Origin of the sequence: Amphibiibacter pelophylacis (assembly GCF_037688875.1) — a bacterium.
Taxonomy (GTDB): domain Bacteria; phylum Pseudomonadota; class Gammaproteobacteria; order Burkholderiales; family Burkholderiaceae_C; genus Amphibiibacter; species Amphibiibacter pelophylacis.
This window is the reverse complement of record NZ_JAWDIE010000004.1, coordinates 22,761-40,905: the sequence shown is the minus strand read 5'-3', so window position 1 is coordinate 40,905 and position 18,145 is coordinate 22,761. Positions and strand designations below refer to the sequence as shown.

Genomic DNA, 18,145 nt, shown 5'->3' with positions numbered 1-18,145 from the left:
AGAAAGAAAAGGGTGGGGCGCAGATAAAAGAGATCAAAGGAAAAGGCGGGCGCTGCGTCTCAGTCCTGGACGCGGCCCAGAAGCAGGAATTCCATCAGCGCTTTCTGGACGTGCATGCGGTTTTCGGCCTCGTCCCAGACGACGGACTGCGGGCCGTCGATGACGGCAGCGCTGACTTCTTCGCCCCGGTGCGCGGGCAGGCAGTGCATGAACAGGGCGTCGGGGCGGGCGCGGGCCATCATGGCCTCGTCCACGCACCAGCTGGCGAAGGCGGCGGCGCGCGCCTGGTTTTCGGCCTCGTAGCCCATGCTGGTCCAGACGTCGGTGGTGACCAGATCGGCGCCGTCGCAGGCTTCGTAGGGATCGTCGAACAGGCGGTAGCAGTCCGGGTTGGCCAGGCCCAGCGAGGGCAGGGCGGCGTCCACGCTGTAGCCTTTGGGCGTGCTGATGTGCACGCGAAAGCCCAGCAGGTCGGCCGCCTGCAGCCAGGTGCAGGCCATGTTGTTGCCGTCGCCGATCCACGCGACGGTCTTGCCCGCCAGGCTGCCGCGGTGCTCGTGGTAGGTGTAGATGTCGGCCAGAATCTGGCAGGGGTGGAATTCGTTGGTCAGGCCGTTGATGACCGGCACGCGCGAGTGGCGGGCGAACTCTTCCAGGCGATCCTGGCCGAAGGTACGGATCATGACCAGATCGACCATGCGGCTGATCACGCGCGCCGTGTCGGCAATGGGCTCCGAGCGGCCGAGCTGGCTGTCGGTCGAGGTCATGTGCACCACAGAGCCGCCCATCTGGTACATGCCGGCTTCGAAGCTCATGCGCGTACGCGTGCTGGCCTTCTCGAAAATCATGGCCAGGGTGCGGTCCTGCAGCGGCTGGTAGCGCTCGTAACGCTTGAAGCGGCCCTTGATGATGCGGATGCGCTCAAAAAGGTGCGCGTACTGCTGGGCGTCCAGGCTGGCGAAGTGCAGGTAATGCAGGGGGGCGGGAGGAGAGGATGACGTCATCGCTGCCTCGGCAAAAAATGGATTACACCACAAGCTGCAGCGGCCCTGTGCACACGGCCGACCACGCGCGCGGGAGCTGGTCTAAAATGTGCGCTGCACTGCAGCATGGCCGTCCGACATGGGGGCCCTCGGCCACCACGGGAGAGTGACATCGATACCAGACAAGTTTTCATCCAGGGGGTGACCTCGTCAGGACGGACGTTCCGCCCCAGCGACTGGGCCGAGCGCCTGGCCGGTGCCTTGTCCTGCTTCCGCCCGGCCGGCCAGAAGGTCGCCGCCAACGCCCGCCTGGGCTATTCGCCGCTGTGCGTGCCGCGTGTGATTGGCGGCGTCAAGTGCGTCATCATCAGCGAGGCGCTAAAAGAGGTCGAACCCATGGCCTGGGATTTCGCCATGAATTTCGCCCGCGACAACGACCTGCAGGTCGTCGATGCCTGCCTGATGCCGGAGCGGCCTGAGGGTGAGGGGAAGGGCTGACGCCGTCAGACGCCCGCAGACGTCCGGGGCCAGCGGTCTGGACTGCGCAGGTCGTGCAGGACAGCCAGAATACTGATCAGATCGCCCCGAACCACGTAGAACACACCATAAGGAAACCGGGGCAGCAGAGCCCGGCGGACCTTCGGCATCACTTCGGCGTAGAGCAAAGGCGCCTGCTTTAGCCGCTCAACCTGCAGTTCCAGCGCGGCAAGGAATTCGTCGCCGAGACCGGAATGCTGCTTTTCGTACCACTCGCGTGCGATGCCGGTTTCTCGCAGGGCACGAGCGGAGACCTTTAAACGGTACGCCACGATCCGTCAGCCAGCCGGGATTTGACCTGATCCCACGAAAAACCGGCCTCCGGGCTGGCCTCGAATTCATCGAGGCGATCCTGGAGGGTGTTTTTCAGCTCTGGCGACACTTCGGCGTCCGTGGATACTGCGGCCACGCTGTCCCAGATCAGCTCGACCAGTCGGATTCTTTCCTGCACAGGTAGCTCGAGAATGTCGGCAATCGATACGTTTTTCATGCTGACCTTTCGCATTTCAATCAGCGCACAAAACTCGGCTGGCTTGCCGCTCCTGGGCGTGACAGCAGCTGTGCCTCAGCGCTGGCATCCCCCAGCGCTTTGGGCGCAGCGGGCTGGACGGATCCGGACTTGGGCGTGTAACCCGCCTGATCCAGCGCCTGTATCCACTGCGTCGGCGTGGTCTGCGCCGTGGCGATGACCTGGCCGGCCAGCGTCAGCACAGGCAGGCTGTCCTGGCCGGTCAGGCGCTGGAGCTGGACGAAATCGCCGGGTGACGAGACAGTGAACACCGCAGCGGGAACGCCGCGCTGGCGCAGCGTATCGAGCCAGGCGGCGCAGGCGCTGCAGGCCGGGTTGGTGTAGAGCACCACCGGCTGCTGGCTGGCGACCTGGCGCAGCGCGGCGGGCCAGGCGATGGCGGTGGGGCTGTCGGCGCCCAGCGCCAGCAGACGGTCCTGGCCCAGCGTGCGGCCCGGCTCGGGCGGCGCTGGAGGCAGGCGGTTCAGCGCCCGGCCAGCGGCGCCGCTGGCGATGTCTTCGGTGCTGGCGTCGCCGGAAATGATGGCGCGAATCTGCGCCGGGCTCAGGCTGCTGTCCAGGGGCTGGCTGCTGTTGAGTGCGCGAATCAGCGCGCTGGCGCGATCCCGTCCGGCCACGCCCTGCGGGGCACCGGGGTCCGTGCGGCTGGCTGGCCGCACTGCGCTGCCCTGGGCGGCCGTGCCGGGCGAAACCAGCACATTGCGCCGCGACAGGGCGCTGGTGTCACCGCCGGATGCGGTACCCGTCGCCGCGCCAGAAGGCGCTGCAGGCGGCTGAACCTGCTCGCGCGTCTGCGGCTGGTCGGTGTAGGTGACGCGCCCGTCCGGGCCGACCACGCGGTACTGCGCCAGCGCGGTCGGCGCGTGCAGCGTCAGCAGCAGCGCCGACAGCAGCAGCGCAGGACGCGCCAGGGCGCACTGCGGTCGCAGGGCCGCCGTCATGGTCAGGCCGCCATGCCCTGGTGGCGCAGCAGGGCGTCGGGCTGCGGATCGCGGCCCCGGAAGGCGCGGAAGTTATCCAGTGCGCTGCGGCTGGCGCCCCGCTCCAGGATTTCTTTCAGGTAACGCTGGCCGGTGGTGGCGTCCATGATGCCGGCCTCTTCGAAGGCGCTCCAGGCGTCGGCGGACAGCACTTCGGCCCACTTGTAGCTGTAGTAGCCCGCGCTGTAGCCCCCGGCGAAGATGTGCGAGAAGGTGTGCGCAAAGCGGTTGAAGGCGGGCGGACGCACGACGGACACCTGGTCGCGCACGCGCTCAAGTTCGGTGTGGATGTCGTCCACCGACTGCGGCGCAAACCCGGCGCGGTGGATGCGCAGATCAAACAGCGAGAACTCGATCTGGCGCAGCGTCTGCAGGCCGCTCTGGAAGTTTTTGGCGGCGATCATCTTGTCGAACAGCGCGCGCGGCAGCGGCTCGCCGGTGTCGATGTGGCAGGTCAGGCGCTGCAGCACCGACCATTCCCAGCAGAAGTTTTCCATGAACTGGCTGGGCAGCTCGACCGCGTCCCATTCGACGCCGGAGATGCCCGCGATGCCCAGTTCGTCCACCTGCGTCAGCATGTGGTGCAGGCCGTGGCCGAACTCGTGGAAGAGGGTGATCACGTCGTCGTGCGTCAGCAGCGCCGGGCGCCCGCCCTGCGGCGGCGCGTAATTGCAGACCAGGTAGGCCACGGGGGTCTGTACCGCGCCGGTGTCGGGGCGCTTCCAGCGGCCGCGCGCGTCGTCCATCCAGGCGCCGGGTCGCTTGCCCGGGCGGGCATAGGGGTCCAGGTAAAAGTGCGCGATGGCCTGGCCCGCGCGCTCCAGGCAGAAGAACTGCACGCCCTCGTGCCAGACCGGCGCCTGGGCGGGCGTGATGCGCACATCAAACAGGGATTCAATAATGCCAAACAGGCCCTGCAGCACCGTGGGCTCGGTGAAATAGGCTTTCACCTCCTGGTCGCTGAAGGCGTAGCGGTGCTCTTTGAGGCGCTCGCTGGCCCAGGCGGTGTCCCAGGCTTCGACGGTGGCGAGGCCGAGATGCTCGCGGGCGAAATCGCGCAGCTCCTGCAGGTCGCGCTCGGCCCAGGGGCGGGCCTTGGCGGCCATGTCGACCAGGAAGGCATCGACCTGATCGGGCGATTCGGCCATTTTGGGCACCAGCGACACGTCGGCGTAGCCGGGGTAGCCCAACAGCGCCGCCTCTTCCTGACGCAGCTGGATCAGCTCGACCATGATGGCGGAATTGTCCAGCGCGGACTCGCCCGCTTCGCTGGCGCGGGTGCAGTAGGCGCGATACAGCGTGGCGCGCAGATCGCGGTCGTTGGCGTACTGCATCAGCGGCAGATAGACCGGCATGTGCAGTGTCAGGCGGTGGCGGGCTTCGCCGCTGGCGTCGCTGCCCTCGATGCGGGTGGCGTCCAGAACGTCGGGCGGCACGCCGTCCAGGCGGCTGGCGGGCACTTCCAGTGTGTAGCGGTCGGTGGCGTCCAGCACATGCTCGGAGAACTGCTGCGACAGCTCGGCCAGGCGCTCCTGGATGGCGGCATAGCGCAGGCGCGCTTCGCCCTGCAGTTCGGCGCCGCCCAGCACAAAGCCGCGCAGCCAGTGCGCCAGCAGGGTCTGGCGCTGGGGGCTGAGCTGCTCACCCTGCGCGGCCTTCACGGCGCGGTATTTGTGGAAGAGGCGCTCGTCGCTGCCCAGCGCGGTCCAGAACTCGGTCAGCACGGGCAGATGCGTCTTGTAGGCCTCGCGCAGCGGCGGCGTGTCGGCGACGCTGTTCAGGTGCGAGACCATGCCCCACACGCGCGACAGGCGCTCGGTGCGGGTGGACAGCGTGCGGTCCAGCACGTCGAAATCGGCCGGGCTGTCCTCGGCGACCACCGCTTCCAGCGCGGTGCGGGCTTCGGCCAGCAGCACCTCCAGCGCCGGGCCGACCAAGGCGGGGTCGAAGCGGTCAAAAACCGGCAGATCGTTCATCGCCAGCAGGGCGTTGCTGTCAGCGGTGGCGGCATGAGAAGCGGATGAGGCGGAAGGGTTCAGCGGGGCATTCATGCAGGGCAACTCCAGAAAAAGGATCTCAGCGCGCGGCGTGGCGCTGGGCAGACTGCAGGGTGTTTTCCAGCAGCATGGTAATCGTCATCGGCCCAACCCCACCGGGAACCGGGGTGATCCAGCCTGCGACCTGCTGCACGCTGGCGAAATCCACGTCGCCGCACAGCTTGCCATCGTCGTCACGGTTGATGCCCACGTCGATGACGATGGCGCCGGGGCGGACCCTGTCGCCGGTCAGCGTGTTGCGCCGGCCCGTGGCGACCACGACGATATCGGCCTGGCGCGTGTGCACGCCAAGGTCTGGCGTGCCGCTGTGGCAGACGGTGACGGTGGCGTTGGCCTGCAGCAGCAGCAGCGCCATGGGTTTGCCCACGGTGTTGCTGCGCCCGATGACCACGGCGTGTTTCCCGGCGATGGGCTGGCCGGTGGATTCGATCAGCTTCATGCAGCCGTAGGGCGTGCAGGGCCGGAAACCCGGCAGGCCGCAGACCAGATCGCCCGCGCTCTGCACCGAGTAACCGTCCACGTCCTTGTCTGGCGAAATCGCTGCGATGACGGTGTGCGGATCAATGTGGCGCGGCAGCGGCATCTGCACCAGGATGCCGTGGATGGACGGATCGCGGTTGAGCGCGTCGATGCGCGCCAGCAGATCGGCCTGCGACAGGGTCTCGGGGCATTTGTCGAAGACCGAATGCAGGCCGAGCTCTTCGCAGGCGCGCACCTTGTTGCGCACGTAAACGGCGCTGGCCGGGTCTTCACCGACCAGGATCACCGCCAGGCCCGGACGGGTGCCCGAGGCGGTGAGCGCGGCGGCGCGGGTGGCGATGTCCTGGCGCGACTGGCGCGACAGCGCCAGCCCGTCAATGAGGCGGGCCCCCATGGTCAGCGCGCCGAGCGCGGTTCGGCCGCGCCTGGCGCAGCACCCGCCCCGGCGGCAGCGTGTCCGGCGGCGATGCGGGCGGCGGCAGCGCCCGACCCGAGCGCGATCTTGAGCAGATCGGCCACCGTGTTGGCGGCAAACTTTTCCATGATGTTGGCGCGGTGCGCCTCGACCGTCTTGATGCTGATGTTGAGATCGCCCGCGATCTGCTTGTTCAGGCGCCCGGCGACGATGCGCTCCAGCACCTGCGATTCGCGCGTGGTCAGGCGCGACATCATGGCTTCGCGGGTCAGCGATTCCTGCTGCGTGGCAAAACTGGCTTCGGCGCTGTCCAGCATGCGCTCGACCAGCTTGAGCAGGTCGGCTTCCTTGAAGGGCTTCTCGATGAAATCGATGGCGCCTTTCTTCATGGTGTTGACGGCCATGGGCACATCGCCGTGGCCGGTGACAAAGACCATGGGCAGCGGACTGCCGCGCCGCAGCAGCTGGTCCTGCAGATCGAGGCCCGAAAGCCCTTCCATGCGCACATCGACCAGCAGGCAGGCCACCTCGCGGATGTCCAGCCGCGCCAGGAAGGCCTCGGCGGACGGGAAGGTCTTGACGCGGTAGCCGTGGCTTTCCAGCAGCCACTGCACGGAATCGCGCACGGCTTCGTCGTCATCCACGACAAACACGGTGCCTTTGGGTTGGGTCAGATTCATCTCGGTCCTCGACTGCTGAATAGGCCATGCGGGCGGCGGGGGCGCGCACTTCGGGATATACCGCGCATCATACAAGTCTTGGGCAGGGTATCAGGATTTCCCCGAAGATGCGGGTATGTCCTGGCTGTTCTCGCCCTGCTGCGGGCTGAGCACCGGCAGCGTGAAGCGGATGCTGCAGCCGCGCACCGGCCCGCTCTGCCCGCCCGCGCCCGAGCGTACATTGCGCGCCGTCATCGTCCCCTGATGCGATTCGATGATGGACCGGCACAGCGCCAGGCCGATGCCCAGGCCCTCCTGCTTGGTCGAGAAAAAGGCCTCGAACAGGCGGTGCTCGACCTCTTCGGGCAGGCCGGGGCCGTGGTCCGTCACGGCAAATTCGATCTCGCCGCCGCGACCCGCGCTGTGACGCGGCAGCACGCTGAGTTCGATGTCGCGGCGGTTCACGGGCATCGCGGCGCCATCGACGGCCTCGGCGGCGTTCTTGACCAGGTTGAGCAGCACCTGCTGGATCAGGATGGGATCGACGTGCAGGCGCGGCAGGTGCTGTGCCACATAAAGGCGCAGCTGCACCTGGCGCTTGCGCAGCTCGATCTGCGCCAGATCGAGGATCTCGCTGATGATGTCCTGCGGCGCCACCCACTGGCGCTGCGGCTCGCTGCGCTTCACGAAGGCGCGGATGCGGTGGATGACCTGCCCGGCGCGCTCGGCCTGGTGCGCGGTTTTACGCAGCGCAGCCACCAGACCTTCCTCATCGATGCTGCCCGACTGCAGGCGCGAGACCATGCCGCTGCAGTAATTGCTGATGGCGGTCAGCGGCTGGTTGAGCTCGTGCGCGACGCTGGACGCCATCTCGCCCATGGTGATCAGGCGGTTGGTGACCTGCGATTTTTCCAGCTGCAGCTGCGTCTGCTCCTCGGCGCGGCGCCGGGCGCTGACATCGGTAGCGATCAGCATGTGCGCCAGGCGGCCGTCGGTCCAGCGCAGGTAGCGCCAGCGCACGTCAAACCACATATTCATGCCGGGCACGTAGATTTCCTGGGGGTGGGCCTCGGCCTCGGTGAGCTTGAGCGCCGAAATGCCGGCCAGCGGATCTTCCTCGGTGTCGCCCGGCAGGGTCAGGGGCGACTGGGCACTGCCGGTTTCGCCCGGCATCACGGCCGGGGCGCCGGGGTTGTCGCCGGGCGGCTCGGTCAGCCACTGCGCGGCGGGCGGCGCGCTGGCTGCGGCAACGCTGAAGGTGACATCGCCCTCGTCGCCCGGCCCGCTGTCACCGCCGCGCTGGCCGGTATCGCCGCGCCCGGGCGTATCGCCGTCCGGGCTGGCCGATTCGGACACTTCGGGCACCACGCTGTCCAGGTGGCCAAACAGGCTGTCCGCGCTGCCCGCCGACGGGCTGGCCGGACGCGGCTGCAGCGCGGCGTGGCCCGGCGTCAGCAGGGTGTGGCCGTGCGCGTCGGCGCCGAACCACAGGCGGTAGCTGCGGTTGGCAAAGAGCAGCTCCTGCGTCTGCAGGCTGACCACCGACACGGCGGCATCCAGCCCTTCGAGCACGGTGGTGAAGCGCTCGTGCGCCTGCGCCAGCTGGTCGCGCACGCGCTTGGATTCGGTGATGTTGGTCATGGACGTCATCCAGCCGCTCTGCACGCCGTGGGCGTCGATCAGGGGCGAGACGTACATGCGCGCGTCAAACAGCGTGCCGTCGCGGCGCTGCACCTTCACTTCCAGGCCCCCGGCGGGGCTGCGGCCCTGCAGCTCCAGCTCGAGCAGGCGGCTGTTTTCCTCGACGCGGTCGGGCGGCCAGTGCGGGTAGGGCGGGCGGCAGCCCAGCAGTTCGCCCTCGGAATAACCCGTCATTGCGCAAAAGGCCGGGTTGACGTAAGTGATGGTGCCGTTGATGTCCATGGCGCGCATGCCCGTCAGCATCGAGTTTTCCATGGCGCGGCGGAAATTGCTCTCCTGCTGCCACTCCTGCTGCAGGCGCGCGCGGTGGCGCAGGTGGCGCCAGCTGGCCAGCAGCAGCCCGGCAATCAGCAGCGACAGGCCCACCACCACCCACAGCAGCAGGCGCGGCAGCAGCTGCTGGCGCTGGTCCTGCAGGCTGACCTGCAGGTGCAGGGGCTGATCCAGCCCGGGCGGCGACCAGGGCACATAGGTCTGCTGCCCGGGCATGAGCAGAGACTGGATCAGGTCCCCGCTGGCCGCCGCCGGGCTGGCGCTGCCCACGTGCAGGTTCAGGTGCGGCTGGCCCGGCATTTCGCTGCTGGCCTGGCGCAACAGCGTGTCCAGGCCGAAATCGACCACCAGCACGCCATGGGCGACCGGTCGGCCGGGCGCGTCCAGGCTGATGATGCGCTGCAGCACGGTCTCGCCGCGCATGTTGACGAAGGGCGGGGCGTAGCGGTCCGGGTTTTTCAGCGCCCACTGGATGAACTCGGCGGGCGGCGTGGGCTCGGCCTTGTCGGTGCCGCGCAGACGGCCGTACAGCGTGCCGGGCAGGTAGCTTTCCAGCTCGCGCAGCAGGGCGGCTTCGTCCTGCGGAGGGCGCGGTGGGCCGGCCGGATCGGGCAGCCCGGGCAGGCCGCGCGGCATCAGCTCCAGAAAGGGCGAATTGACCTCGATGGCCCGCAGGCGGCCCCGGCCGTCGATCCAGCTGATCTGCACGATCTCGTAGCGCGACGCCAGCGCGCGGATGGCCGCCACCGAGAAGCTCTGGGCGCTCCAGCCCTCTTGCTGCAGCGACTGGGTCAGCGCAGCCAGGCGGGTCAGGTCGACCTCGAGGCGCTCGTTCATGATCTGGCGCGCCAGCGCCGCATCTCGGCTGAGGTTGTCCTGCAGGCGCTGGCGCTCGCTGCTGTTGATCGACCAGAAGGCGCCCAGCATGAGCAGCGCCAGGATCAGCATGGCGCCCATGGGCACCAGCGCGGCCATGCGGTCCTGGCGGGCGGGCGACAGGCGGCGCCACCAGCGGCGGGTGGCGCGCTGCACCAGCAGTACGCCAGGCAGGCGGCGCCAGAAATGCCGCGAGGTGGCGGGTGGTGCAGGGGGCAGGGAGGAAGGGCTCACAGCGCGCAAGTGTAAGTCAGCCGACCGCGCAGACACGTGTTATCCCTGGACTGTCCGCGCAGCAGCCAGAGTGCAAAGATGATTGCGCTATCATGACCGTTGTGCAGACAGGAGCGCCCGTCAAGACCGGGTTAGCCCGCACAGGCACGCCTCGAAGAGGCATTTTTTTTGTGACAAACTGACAGGACCTGACGGCCGGACCCCACACAGAGAACCGGCGGGCTGGGCGACATGCAACAGACTGGAGCTTGAATATGTCAGAAGTGAATCAGCCCGCGCAGGCGGACAGTGATCAGCAGGAAACCCGCGAATGGCTGGACGCCCTGCGCGCCGTCATTGGTCAGGAAGGCGCCGAGCGCGCCCACTTCCTGCTGGAGCAGCTGCTTGAAGAAGCACGGCAGCACAGCATCGACCAGCCTTTCTCGGCCAACACCGGCTATGTGAACACCATCGAGGCGTCAAAAGAAGTCCGCTGCCCCGGCAACATCGCCATTGAAAAGCGCCTGCGCGCTTACATGCGCTGGAACGCCATGGCCATGGTCGTGCGCGCCAACCGGCTTAACCCCGAAGACGGCGGTGACCTGGGCGGCCACATCGGCAGCTTCGCGTCGCTGGCCTCCATGCTGGGCGCAGGCTTCAACCACTTCTGGCACGCCGAGAGCGAAGGCCATGGCGGCGACTGCCTCTTCATCCAGGGCCACAGCGCGCCGGGCATTTACGCCCGCGCCTACCTGGAAGGCCGCCTGAACGAGGACCAGCTGGACAACTTCCGCCAGGAAGTCCAGGGCAAAGGCCTGTCCAGCTACCCGCACCCCAAGCTGATGCCCGAGTTCTGGCAGTTCCCCACCGTCAGCATGGGCCTGGGCCCTTTGATGGCGATCTATCAGGCGCGCTTCCTGAAATACCTGGGCGCGCGCAGCATCGCTGACACCGCCAACCGCAAGGTCTGGGCCTTCATGGGCGACGGCGAAATGGACGAGCCCGAATCGCTGGGCGCCATCGGTCTGGCCGCCCGCGAAGGGCTGGACAACCTGGTCTTCGTCGTCAACTGCAACCTGCAGCGCCTGGACGGCCCGGTGCGCGGCAACGGCAAGATCATCCAGGAACTCGAGAGCGAATTCCGCGGCTCGGGCTGGAACGTGATCAAGCTGATCTGGGGCAAGGGCTGGGACGAACTGCTGGCCCGCGACACCAGCGGCAAGCTGCGCCAGTTGATGATGGAGACGCTGGACGGCGACTACCAGGCCATGAAGGCCAACGATGGCGCCTTCGTGCGCAAGCACTTCTTTGGCAAGTACCCCGAGACGGCCAAACTCGTCGAGCACATGAGCGACGAAGAGATTTTCGAACTGCGCCGGGGCGGTCACCAGCCCGAGAAGGTCTACGCCGCTTTCCACGCCGCGCACAACAACGCCACGGGCCAGCCCACGGTGCTGCTGGTCAAGACCGTCAAGGGTTACGGCATGGGCAAGGCGGGCGAGGGCAAGAACACCGTCCACCAGACCAAAAAGCTGTCGGACGACGACATCAAGTACATCCGCGACCGCTTCGCCATCCCGATTCCGGACAGCGAACTGCCCAAGCTGCCGTACTACAAGCCGGCCGACGACACGCCCGAGATGCGTTACCTGCACGAGCGCCGTCAGGCCCTGGGCGGCTATCTGCCCAAGCGCCGCGCCCGCGCCGACGAGAGCTTCACCATCCCGCCGCTGGAGACTTTCAAGGCGGTGCTGGAGCCGACGGCCGAAGGCCGCGAAATCTCCACCACGCAGGCCTATGTGCGCTTCCTGACGCAGCTGCTGCGCGACAAGGATCTCGGTCCGCGTGTCGTGCCCATTCTGGTCGATGAAGCCCGCACCTTCGGCATGGAAGGCCTGTTCCGCCAGATCGGCATCTACAACCCCAAGGGTCAGCTTTACACGCCGGTCGATAAAGACCAGGTCATGTATTACAAGGAAGACAAGGCCGGGCAGATCCTGCAGGAAGGCATCAACGAGGCGGGCGGCATGGCCAGCTGGATCGCTGCGGCCACCAGCTACAGCACGAGCAACCGGATCATGATCCCGTTCTACGTGTATTACTCAATGTTCGGCTTCCAGCGCATTGGCGACATGGCCTGGGCGGCGGGCGACATGCAGGCGCGCGGCTTCCTGCTGGGCGGCACGTCGGGGCGCACCACGCTCAACGGCGAAGGCCTGCAGCACGAGGACGGCCACAGCCACATCCTGGCCGGGACCATCCCCAACTGCGTCAGCTACGACCCCACCTTCGCGCACGAAGTCGGCGTGATCCTGCACCACGGCCTCAAGCGCATGGTCGAGAAGCAGGACAACGTCTACTACTACCTGACGCTGCTCAACGAGAACTACGCCATGCCCGGCCTCACGCCCGGCACCGAAGAGCAGATCATCAAGGGCATGTACCTGTGCAAGCCAGGCGAGTCCCTGAATGGCACATCCGGTGCTGGCGAGAAGCGCGTCCAGCTGCTGGGCAGCGGCACCATCCTGCGCGAGAGCCTTGCCGCCCAGGAGCTGCTGGCCAGTGACTGGGGCGTTCAGGCCGACGTGTGGAGCTGCCCCAGCTTCAACGAACTGGCCCGCGACGGCCAGGACGTGGCGCGCTGGAACCTGCTGCACCCGACCGAGGCGCAGCGCCAGTCCTTCGTGGCCCAGCAGCTGGGCGGACACGCCGGTCCGGTCGTGGCGTCCACCGACTACATGAAGAACTACGCCGAGCAGATTCGCGCTTTCATCCCCAAAGGCCGCAGCTACACGGTGCTGGGCACCGACGGCTTTGGCCGCAGCGATTTCCGCTGGCGCCTGCGCGAGCATTTCGAGATCAACCGCCATTACGTGGTCGTTGCCGCCCTGAAAGCGCTGGCCGATGAAGGCCAGATCCCTCTGCAGACGGTGGCCGACGCCATCACGAAGTACGGCATCCAGGCCGACAAGGTCAACCCCCTCTACGCCTGATCACGGAGACGACAGCATGGCACTGATAGAAGTGAAGGTTCCCGATATCGGGGATTTCGACGAAGTGGCGGTCATCGAGCTGCTGGTCAAGGCGGGTGATACCGTCAAGGCCGAGCAGAGCCTGATCACCGTCGAGAGCGACAAGGCGTCGATGGAGATTCCCTCCAGCCACGCAGGCACCGTCAAGGAGCTGAAAATCGCTCTGGGCGACAAAGTCCGCGAGGGCAGCGTGGTTCTGGTGCTGGACGCCGCAGGCGCAGCCGAAGCTCCTGCTGCGGCAGCGGCCTCTGCGCCCGCCGCCGCCGCTCCGGCAGCGGCGCCTGCACCAGCCCCGGCCGCAGCTGCGCCTGCCGCAGCCAGCGGCCCGGTGCAGGTCAGCGTGCCCGACATCGGCGATTTCAAGGACGTCGCCGTGATCGAGCTGCTGGTCAAGGTCGGCGACACCGTCGCCGCCGAGCAGAGCCTGATCACCGTCGAATCCGACAAGGCTTCGATGGAGATTCCCTCCAGCCACGCGGGCGTGGTGCGCGAAATCAAGGTCGCGTTGGGGGACAAGGTCAACATTGGCGATCTGATTCTGGTGCTGGATGGCGCGGCGGGTGCAGCGGCACCGGCTGCAGCCCCGGCAGCGGCATCAGCTCCGGCAGCCGCTGCTCCCGCTCCGGTCCAGGCCGCAGCAGCTCCGGCTGCCTCGGCCGCACCAGTCGCCGCACCAGCCGCCGCCCCGGCGCACAACCCCATGGCCACCCCGGCGCTGGGCCTGCCGCACGCCAGCCCCTCGGTGCGCAAGTTCGCCCGCGAACTGGGCGTGCCGCTGGCCGAAGTCAAGGGCAGCGGCGCCAAGGGCCGCATCACGCTGGAAGACGTGCAGGGCTACACCCGCGCGGTCATGGCGGGTACGGCCCAGACGCAGGCCCAGGCGGCCAAAGCGCCTGCGGGCGGCGGTTCGGGCGTTGGGCTGGATCTGCTGCCCTGGCCCAAGGTGGATTTCGCCAAATTCGGCCCCGTCGAGCGCAAGGAGCTGGGCCGCATCAAGAAAATCAGCGGCGCCAACCTGTCGCGCAACGCCATCATCATCCCGGCGGTCACCAACCACGACGATGCCGACATCACCGATCTGGAAGCTTTCCGCGTGTCCACCAACAAGGACAACGAGAAATCCGGCGTCAAGGTCACCATGCTGGCTTTCCTGATCAAGGCCTGCGTCGCGGCACTGAAGAAATTCCCCGAATTCAACAGCAGCCTGGACGGCGACAGCCTGGTCTACAAGCAGTACTTCCACATCGGTTTTGCCGCTGACACCCCGAACGGCCTGGTCGTTCCGGTGATCAAGGATGCCGACAAAAAAGGCGTGCTTCAGATCAGCCAGGAAATGTCCGAACTGGCCAAAAAGGCCCGCGACGGCAAGCTGGGCCCGGCCGACATGTCGGGCGCGAGCTTCACCATCTCCAGCCTGGGCGGCATCGGCGGGCGCTACTTCACGCCCATCATCAATGCGCCCGAAGTGGCCATTCTGGGCGTTTGCAAGAGCCAGATGGAACCCAAGTGGGACGGCAAGGCCTTCGTGCCGCGCCTGATGCTGCCGCTGTCGCTGACCTGGGATCACCGCGTCATCGACGGCGCCGCTGCGGCGCGTTTCAACGCCTACCTGGGCCAGATCCTCGCCGACTTCCGTCGCGTGCTGCTGTAAAAGGACTTTGAATATGGCACTCATGGACATCAAGGTTCCCGACATTGGCGATTTCGACGAAGTGGCCGTGATCGAGCTGCTGGTGCAGCCCGGTGATACGGTCAAGGCCGAGCAGTCGCTGGTCACGGTGGAATCCGACAAGGCGTCGATGGAGATTCCCTCCAGCCACGCCGGGGTGGTGAAAGAGCTCAAGGTCAAGCTGGGCGACAAAGTCAGCGAAGGCTCGGTGCTGCTGGTGCTGGAAGCGGCTGGCGCTGCGGTGGCTCCTGCTGCGGCCCCTGCTGCGGCCCCTGCGCCGGCTTCTGCTGCACCCGCTGCTGCTCCTGCAGCAGTGCCGGCCGTGGCACCCGCCGCCGCATCCTTTGGCGGCAGCGCCGACATCGAATGCGATCTGCTGGTTCTGGGCGCGGGACCGGGCGGCTATTCGGCCGCCTTCCGCGCCGCCGACCTGGGCCTGAAGGTGGTGATCGTCGAGCGTTACGCCACACTGGGTGGCGTCTGCCTGAACGTGGGCTGTATTCCTTCGAAAGCGCTGCTGCACGTCGCGGCGGTGATGGACGAGGTCAGCCACATGGCGGCGCTGGGCGTCGAATTTGGCGCGCCCAAAGTCAACATCGACACCCTGCGCGGCCACAAAGAGAAGGTCATCGGCAAGCTGACCGGGGGCCTGGCGGCCATGGCCAAGATGCGCAAGGTGACCACCGTGCGCGGCTACGGTCACTTTGTCGGCGCCAACCACGTCGAGGTCGAGGAAACCACTGGCAGTGGCCAGGAGAAAACCGGCACGAAGAAAGTGGTCGCCTTCAAGCGCTGCATCATCGCGGCCGGATCGCAGGCGGTCCGTCTGCCCTTCATGCCCGAAGACCCGCGCGTGGTGGACAGCACGGGCGCTCTGGCGCTGAAAGAAGTCCCGAAGAAGATGCTCATCGTCGGCGGCGGCATCATCGGCCTGGAAATGGGCACGGTGTACAGCACGCTGGGCGCGCGCCTGGACGTGGTCGAGATGATGGACGGCCTGATGCAGGGCGCCGACCGCGATCTGGTCAAGGTCTGGGAGAAGATGAACAAGGGCCGCTTCGACAACATCATGCTCAAGACCAAAACGGTCGGGGCCGAAGCGACACCCGAGGGCATCAAGGTGCAGTTCGAGGGCCTGGACGGCACGAAGTCCGAGGGCACTTACGACCTGGTCCTGCAGGCCGTGGGTCGCACGCCCAATGGCAAAAAAATCGCCGCTGACAAGGCCGGTGTGGCGGTGACGGATCGCGGCTTCATCAATGTCGATATCCAGATGCGCACCAACGTGCCGCACATTTTCGCCATCGGCGACATCGTCGGCCAGCCCATGCTGGCGCACAAGGCGGTGCACGAGGCGCATGTGGCGGCGGAAGTCATCGCGGGCGAGCTGCAGGGCAACAAGGAACTGGCTGCGGCCGCGTTCAACGCCCGCGTGATCCCCAGCGTGGCCTACACCGACCCCGAAGTGGCCTGGGTGGGCCTGACCGAAGACCAGGCCAAGGCGCAGGGCATCAAGGTCAAAAAGGGCCTGTTCCCCTGGACGGCCTCTGGCCGCGCCATCGCCAATGGCCGTGACGAGGGTTTCACCAAACTTCTGTTCGATGATTCGCCCGAGGCCCACGGCCACGGCAAAATCCTGGGCGGCGGCATGGTCGGCACCCACGCGGGCGACATGATAGGCGAAGTGGCCCTGGCCATCGAGATGGGCGCCGACGCCATCGACATCGGCAAAACCATCCACCCGCACCCCACGCTGGGCGAGAGCATCGGCATGGCGGCCGAGGTGGCGCATGGGTCTTGTACGGATTTGCCGCCCGGCAAGAAGTAAGCGGCTTCAGCGCTCTTCTGCGCAAAATGAAAGCCCCGGACGGGAGACTGTCCGGGGCTTTTTGTTTCGTGGTGATGGTGGAAGCTCTGTGGGTGGAACCCCTGTGCCAGCGTCAGAAATCGCTGATGGGCTGCCCGACCACGCGGCAGCCATGTCGGCAATGCCCTCAGCCCAGCTGCTTGACCAGCTCGGGCACGGCGGTGAACAGGTCGGCTTCCAGGCCGTAATCGGCCACGCTGAAAATCGGGGCCTCAGCGTCCTTGTTGATGGCGACGATGACCTTGCTGTCCTTCATGCCGGCCAGATGCTGGATGGCGCCGCTGATGCCGCAGGCAATGTAGAGCTGCGGCGCGACGATCTTGCCCGTCTGCCCGACCTGCCAGTCGTTGGGCGCGTAGCCTGCATCGACGGCGGCGCGGCTGGCGCCCAGGGCGGCACCCAGACGGTCGGCCAGGGGGGTGAGCACCTCGTTGAATTTGTCACTGCTGCCCATGGCGCGGCCCCCCGAGACAATGATCCTGGCGGCCGTCAGCTCGGGACGATCACTCTTGGTGACTTCGCGGCTGACAAAGCGCGACAGGCCGCTGTCGGCCACGGCCTCGACGGACTGCACGGCGGCGCTGCCCCCCGTGGCGGGCGCGGCGTCAAAGGCGGTGGTGCGCACGGTGATGATGCGGGTGGCGTCGGCCGACTGCACGGTGGCGATGGCGTTGCCCGCGTAGATCGGGCGCTCGAAGGTGTCTGCAGACACCACGGCCGTGATGTCGCTGAGCTGGGCCACGTCCAGCAGCGCAGCGACGCGCGGCGCCACGTTCTTGCCGTTGGCAGTGGCGGGGAAGAGGATGTGGCTGTAGCTGCCCGCCAGTGCGATCACCTGCGCGGCGATGTTTTCGGCGAGCTGCTCGGCCAGCGCGGGGCTGTCGGCGTGCAGCACCTGGGCCACTCCGGCGATCTGGCTGGCGGCCTGAGCGGCGGCCTGCGCACCGGAGCCCGCGACCAGCACGTGCACATCACCGCCGCATTTCGCGGCTGCGGTGACGGTGTTGAGCGTGGACGGCTTGATGTGGCGGGTGTCGTGTTCGGCGATGACGAGAACGGTCATGGGAATCTCTCCTGAAGGCTGTGAAGCTGGGGCTGCGTGCTGGACGGGCGGGGCGCTTAAAGCACCTTGGCGTCGTTTTTCAGCTTGTCGACCAGCGTGGCGACATCGGGCACCTTGATACCGGCGCTGCGCTGGGGCGGCTCGGAGACCTTGAGCGTTTTCAGGCGCGGCGCCACGTCCACGCCCAGGTCGGCGGGTTTCAGGATGTCCAGCGGCTTCTTCTTGGCCTTCATGATGTTGGGCAGGGTGACGTAGCGCGGCTCGTTCAGGCGCAGATCAGTGCTGATCACGGCGGGCAGACCCACGTGCAGCGTTTCCAGGCCGCCATCGACCTCGCGCGTCACGCTGGCGCCATCGGCCGACAGCTCGACCTTGCTGGCGAAGGTGGCCTGCGGGCGGCCCATCAGCGCGGCCAGCATCTGGCCGGTCTGGTTGCTGTCGTCGTCGATCGCCTGCTTGCCCAGAATGACGAGCTGCGGCTGCTCCTTGTCGCACAGCGCCTTGAGCAGCTTGGCCACGGCCAGAGGCTGGAGTTCGTCCGCGCACTCGACCAGAATGGCGCGGTCGGCGCCCATGGCCATGGCGGTGCGCAGCGTTTCCTGGCAGGCGGTGGGGCCGCAGGATACGGCGATCACCTCGGTGACGCTGCCTTTTTCCTTGAGACGGATGGCTTCCTCGACGGCGATTTCGTCGAAGGGGTTCATGCTCATCTTGACGTTGGCGATGTCCACGCCGGTGTTGTCCGACTTGACGCGTACCTTGACGTTGTAATCCACGACGCGCTTGACAGGAACCAGTACCTTCATGGGGG

At 66.9% G+C, this 18,145-nt stretch carries 14 protein-coding genes; 4 read left to right on the top strand and 10 right to left on the bottom strand.

Annotated features, from left to right (window positions below; all coding sequences use genetic code 11):
- Positions 1-59: 59 nt before the first annotated feature.
- Positions 60-1,004, bottom strand: a complete 945-nt coding sequence (argF, locus tag RV045_RS03380) for an ornithine carbamoyltransferase (protein ID WP_423234359.1) — start codon at positions 1,002-1,004, stop codon at positions 60-62.
- Positions 1,005-1,109: 105 nt separating this feature from the next.
- Between argF and RV045_RS03375 the strand changes: the two genes are divergently transcribed.
- The gene (locus RV045_RS03375) at positions 1,110-1,481 is read left to right on the top strand and encodes a DUF3579 domain-containing protein (protein ID WP_423234358.1); all 372 of its coding nucleotides are present in this window, start codon (positions 1,110-1,112) and stop codon (positions 1,479-1,481) included.
- A 5-nt stretch (positions 1,482-1,486) separates the two neighbouring features.
- Here RV045_RS03375 and RV045_RS03370 read toward each other — a convergent pair whose 3' ends face one another.
- The 7 genes from RV045_RS03370 to RV045_RS03340 all read right to left on the bottom strand — a co-directional run bounded on the left by RV045_RS03370 (position 1,487) and on the right by RV045_RS03340 (position 9,724).
- The gene (locus RV045_RS03370; RefSeq protein WP_423234357.1) at positions 1,487-1,792 is read right to left on the bottom strand and encodes a type II toxin-antitoxin system RelE/ParE family toxin; all 306 of its coding nucleotides are present in this window, start codon (positions 1,790-1,792) and stop codon (positions 1,487-1,489) included.
- A complete protein-coding gene (locus tag RV045_RS03365; protein WP_423234356.1) occupies positions 1,777-2,010 on the bottom strand; it encodes an addiction module protein in 234 nt (77 codons plus the stop codon). The genes RV045_RS03370 and RV045_RS03365 overlap by 16 nt, the downstream gene beginning before the upstream one ends.
- Before the next feature lie 20 nt (positions 2,011-2,030).
- Entirely contained in the window at positions 2,031-2,990 is a 960-nt protein-coding gene (locus RV045_RS03360; RefSeq protein WP_423234355.1) for a glutaredoxin family protein, read from the bottom strand.
- Between the two features lie 2 nt (positions 2,991-2,992).
- Positions 2,993-5,080, bottom strand: a complete 2,088-nt coding sequence (locus RV045_RS03355) for a M3 family metallopeptidase (RefSeq protein WP_423234354.1) — start codon at positions 5,078-5,080, stop codon at positions 2,993-2,995.
- A 25-nt stretch (positions 5,081-5,105) separates the two neighbouring features.
- On the bottom strand, positions 5,106-5,960 hold the full coding sequence (folD, locus tag RV045_RS03350) for a bifunctional methylenetetrahydrofolate dehydrogenase/methenyltetrahydrofolate cyclohydrolase FolD (RefSeq protein WP_423234353.1): 855 nt from the start codon (positions 5,958-5,960) through the stop codon (positions 5,106-5,108).
- A 2-nt stretch (positions 5,961-5,962) separates the two neighbouring features.
- Positions 5,963-6,661 (bottom strand): response regulator transcription factor, encoded by a 699-nt coding sequence (locus RV045_RS03345; RefSeq protein WP_423234352.1) that lies wholly within the window; start codon positions 6,659-6,661, stop codon positions 5,963-5,965.
- A gap of 90 nt (positions 6,662-6,751) precedes the next feature.
- Complete coding sequence (locus RV045_RS03340) at positions 6,752-9,724, bottom strand: PAS domain-containing sensor histidine kinase (protein ID WP_423234351.1); 2,973 nt, start codon at positions 9,722-9,724, stop codon at positions 6,752-6,754.
- A 254-nt stretch (positions 9,725-9,978) separates the two neighbouring features.
- On the opposite strand from RV045_RS03340, the gene aceE reads away from it, so the two are divergent.
- From aceE to lpdA, 3 genes are read left to right on the top strand one after another with little or no spacing between them, the layout of a single operon-like run.
- On the top strand, positions 9,979-12,696 hold the full coding sequence (gene aceE / locus RV045_RS03335; RefSeq protein WP_423234350.1) for a pyruvate dehydrogenase (acetyl-transferring), homodimeric type: 2,718 nt from the start codon (positions 9,979-9,981) through the stop codon (positions 12,694-12,696).
- A 16-nt stretch (positions 12,697-12,712) separates the two neighbouring features.
- Positions 12,713-14,386, top strand: a complete 1,674-nt coding sequence (gene aceF, locus RV045_RS03330; RefSeq protein WP_423234349.1) for a dihydrolipoyllysine-residue acetyltransferase — start codon at positions 12,713-12,715, stop codon at positions 14,384-14,386.
- A gap of 13 nt (positions 14,387-14,399) precedes the next feature.
- Positions 14,400-16,232 carry a dihydrolipoyl dehydrogenase gene (lpdA, locus tag RV045_RS03325; protein WP_423234348.1) on the top strand — a complete coding sequence of 611 codons (1,833 nt, stop codon included), beginning with the start codon at positions 14,400-14,402 and terminating at the stop codon, positions 16,230-16,232.
- Between the two features lie 166 nt (positions 16,233-16,398).
- Here lpdA and RV045_RS03320 read toward each other — a convergent pair whose 3' ends face one another.
- Together RV045_RS03320 and RV045_RS03315 are read right to left on the bottom strand one after the other, a co-directional pair.
- On the bottom strand, positions 16,399-17,334 hold the full coding sequence (locus RV045_RS03320; protein WP_423234347.1) for an electron transfer flavoprotein subunit alpha/FixB family protein: 936 nt from the start codon (positions 17,332-17,334) through the stop codon (positions 16,399-16,401).
- A 56-nt stretch (positions 17,335-17,390) separates the two neighbouring features.
- Positions 17,391-18,140, bottom strand: a complete 750-nt coding sequence (locus RV045_RS03315) for an electron transfer flavoprotein subunit beta/FixA family protein (protein WP_423234346.1) — start codon at positions 18,138-18,140, stop codon at positions 17,391-17,393.
- Positions 18,141-18,145 lie beyond the last annotated feature (5 nt).

Coding starts and splice junctions, on each gene's coding strand:
- folD (WP_423234353.1), bottom strand. CDS start 5,960: ATGGGGGCCCGCCTCATTGACGGGCTGGCGCTGTCGCGCCAGTCGCGC.
- RV045_RS03375 (WP_423234358.1), top strand. CDS start 1,110: ATGGCCGTCCGACATGGGGGCCCTCGGCCACCACGGGAGAGTGACATC.
- RV045_RS03360 (WP_423234355.1), bottom strand. CDS start 2,990: ATGACGGCGGCCCTGCGACCGCAGTGCGCCCTGGCGCGTCCTGCGCTG.
- RV045_RS03320 (WP_423234347.1), bottom strand. CDS start 17,334: ATGACCGTTCTCGTCATCGCCGAACACGACACCCGCCACATCAAGCCG.
- lpdA (WP_423234348.1), top strand. CDS start 14,400: ATGGCACTCATGGACATCAAGGTTCCCGACATTGGCGATTTCGACGAA.
- argF (WP_423234359.1), bottom strand. CDS start 1,004: ATGACGTCATCCTCTCCTCCCGCCCCCCTGCATTACCTGCACTTCGCC.
- aceE (WP_423234350.1), top strand. CDS start 9,979: ATGTCAGAAGTGAATCAGCCCGCGCAGGCGGACAGTGATCAGCAGGAA.
- RV045_RS03355 (WP_423234354.1), bottom strand. CDS start 5,080: ATGAATGCCCCGCTGAACCCTTCCGCCTCATCCGCTTCTCATGCCGCC.
- aceF (WP_423234349.1), top strand. CDS start 12,713: ATGGCACTGATAGAAGTGAAGGTTCCCGATATCGGGGATTTCGACGAA.
- RV045_RS03365 (WP_423234356.1), bottom strand. CDS start 2,010: ATGAAAAACGTATCGATTGCCGACATTCTCGAGCTACCTGTGCAGGAA.
- RV045_RS03345 (WP_423234352.1), bottom strand. CDS start 6,661: ATGAATCTGACCCAACCCAAAGGCACCGTGTTTGTCGTGGATGACGAC.
- RV045_RS03315 (WP_423234346.1), bottom strand. CDS start 18,140: ATGAAGGTACTGGTTCCTGTCAAGCGCGTCGTGGATTACAACGTCAAG.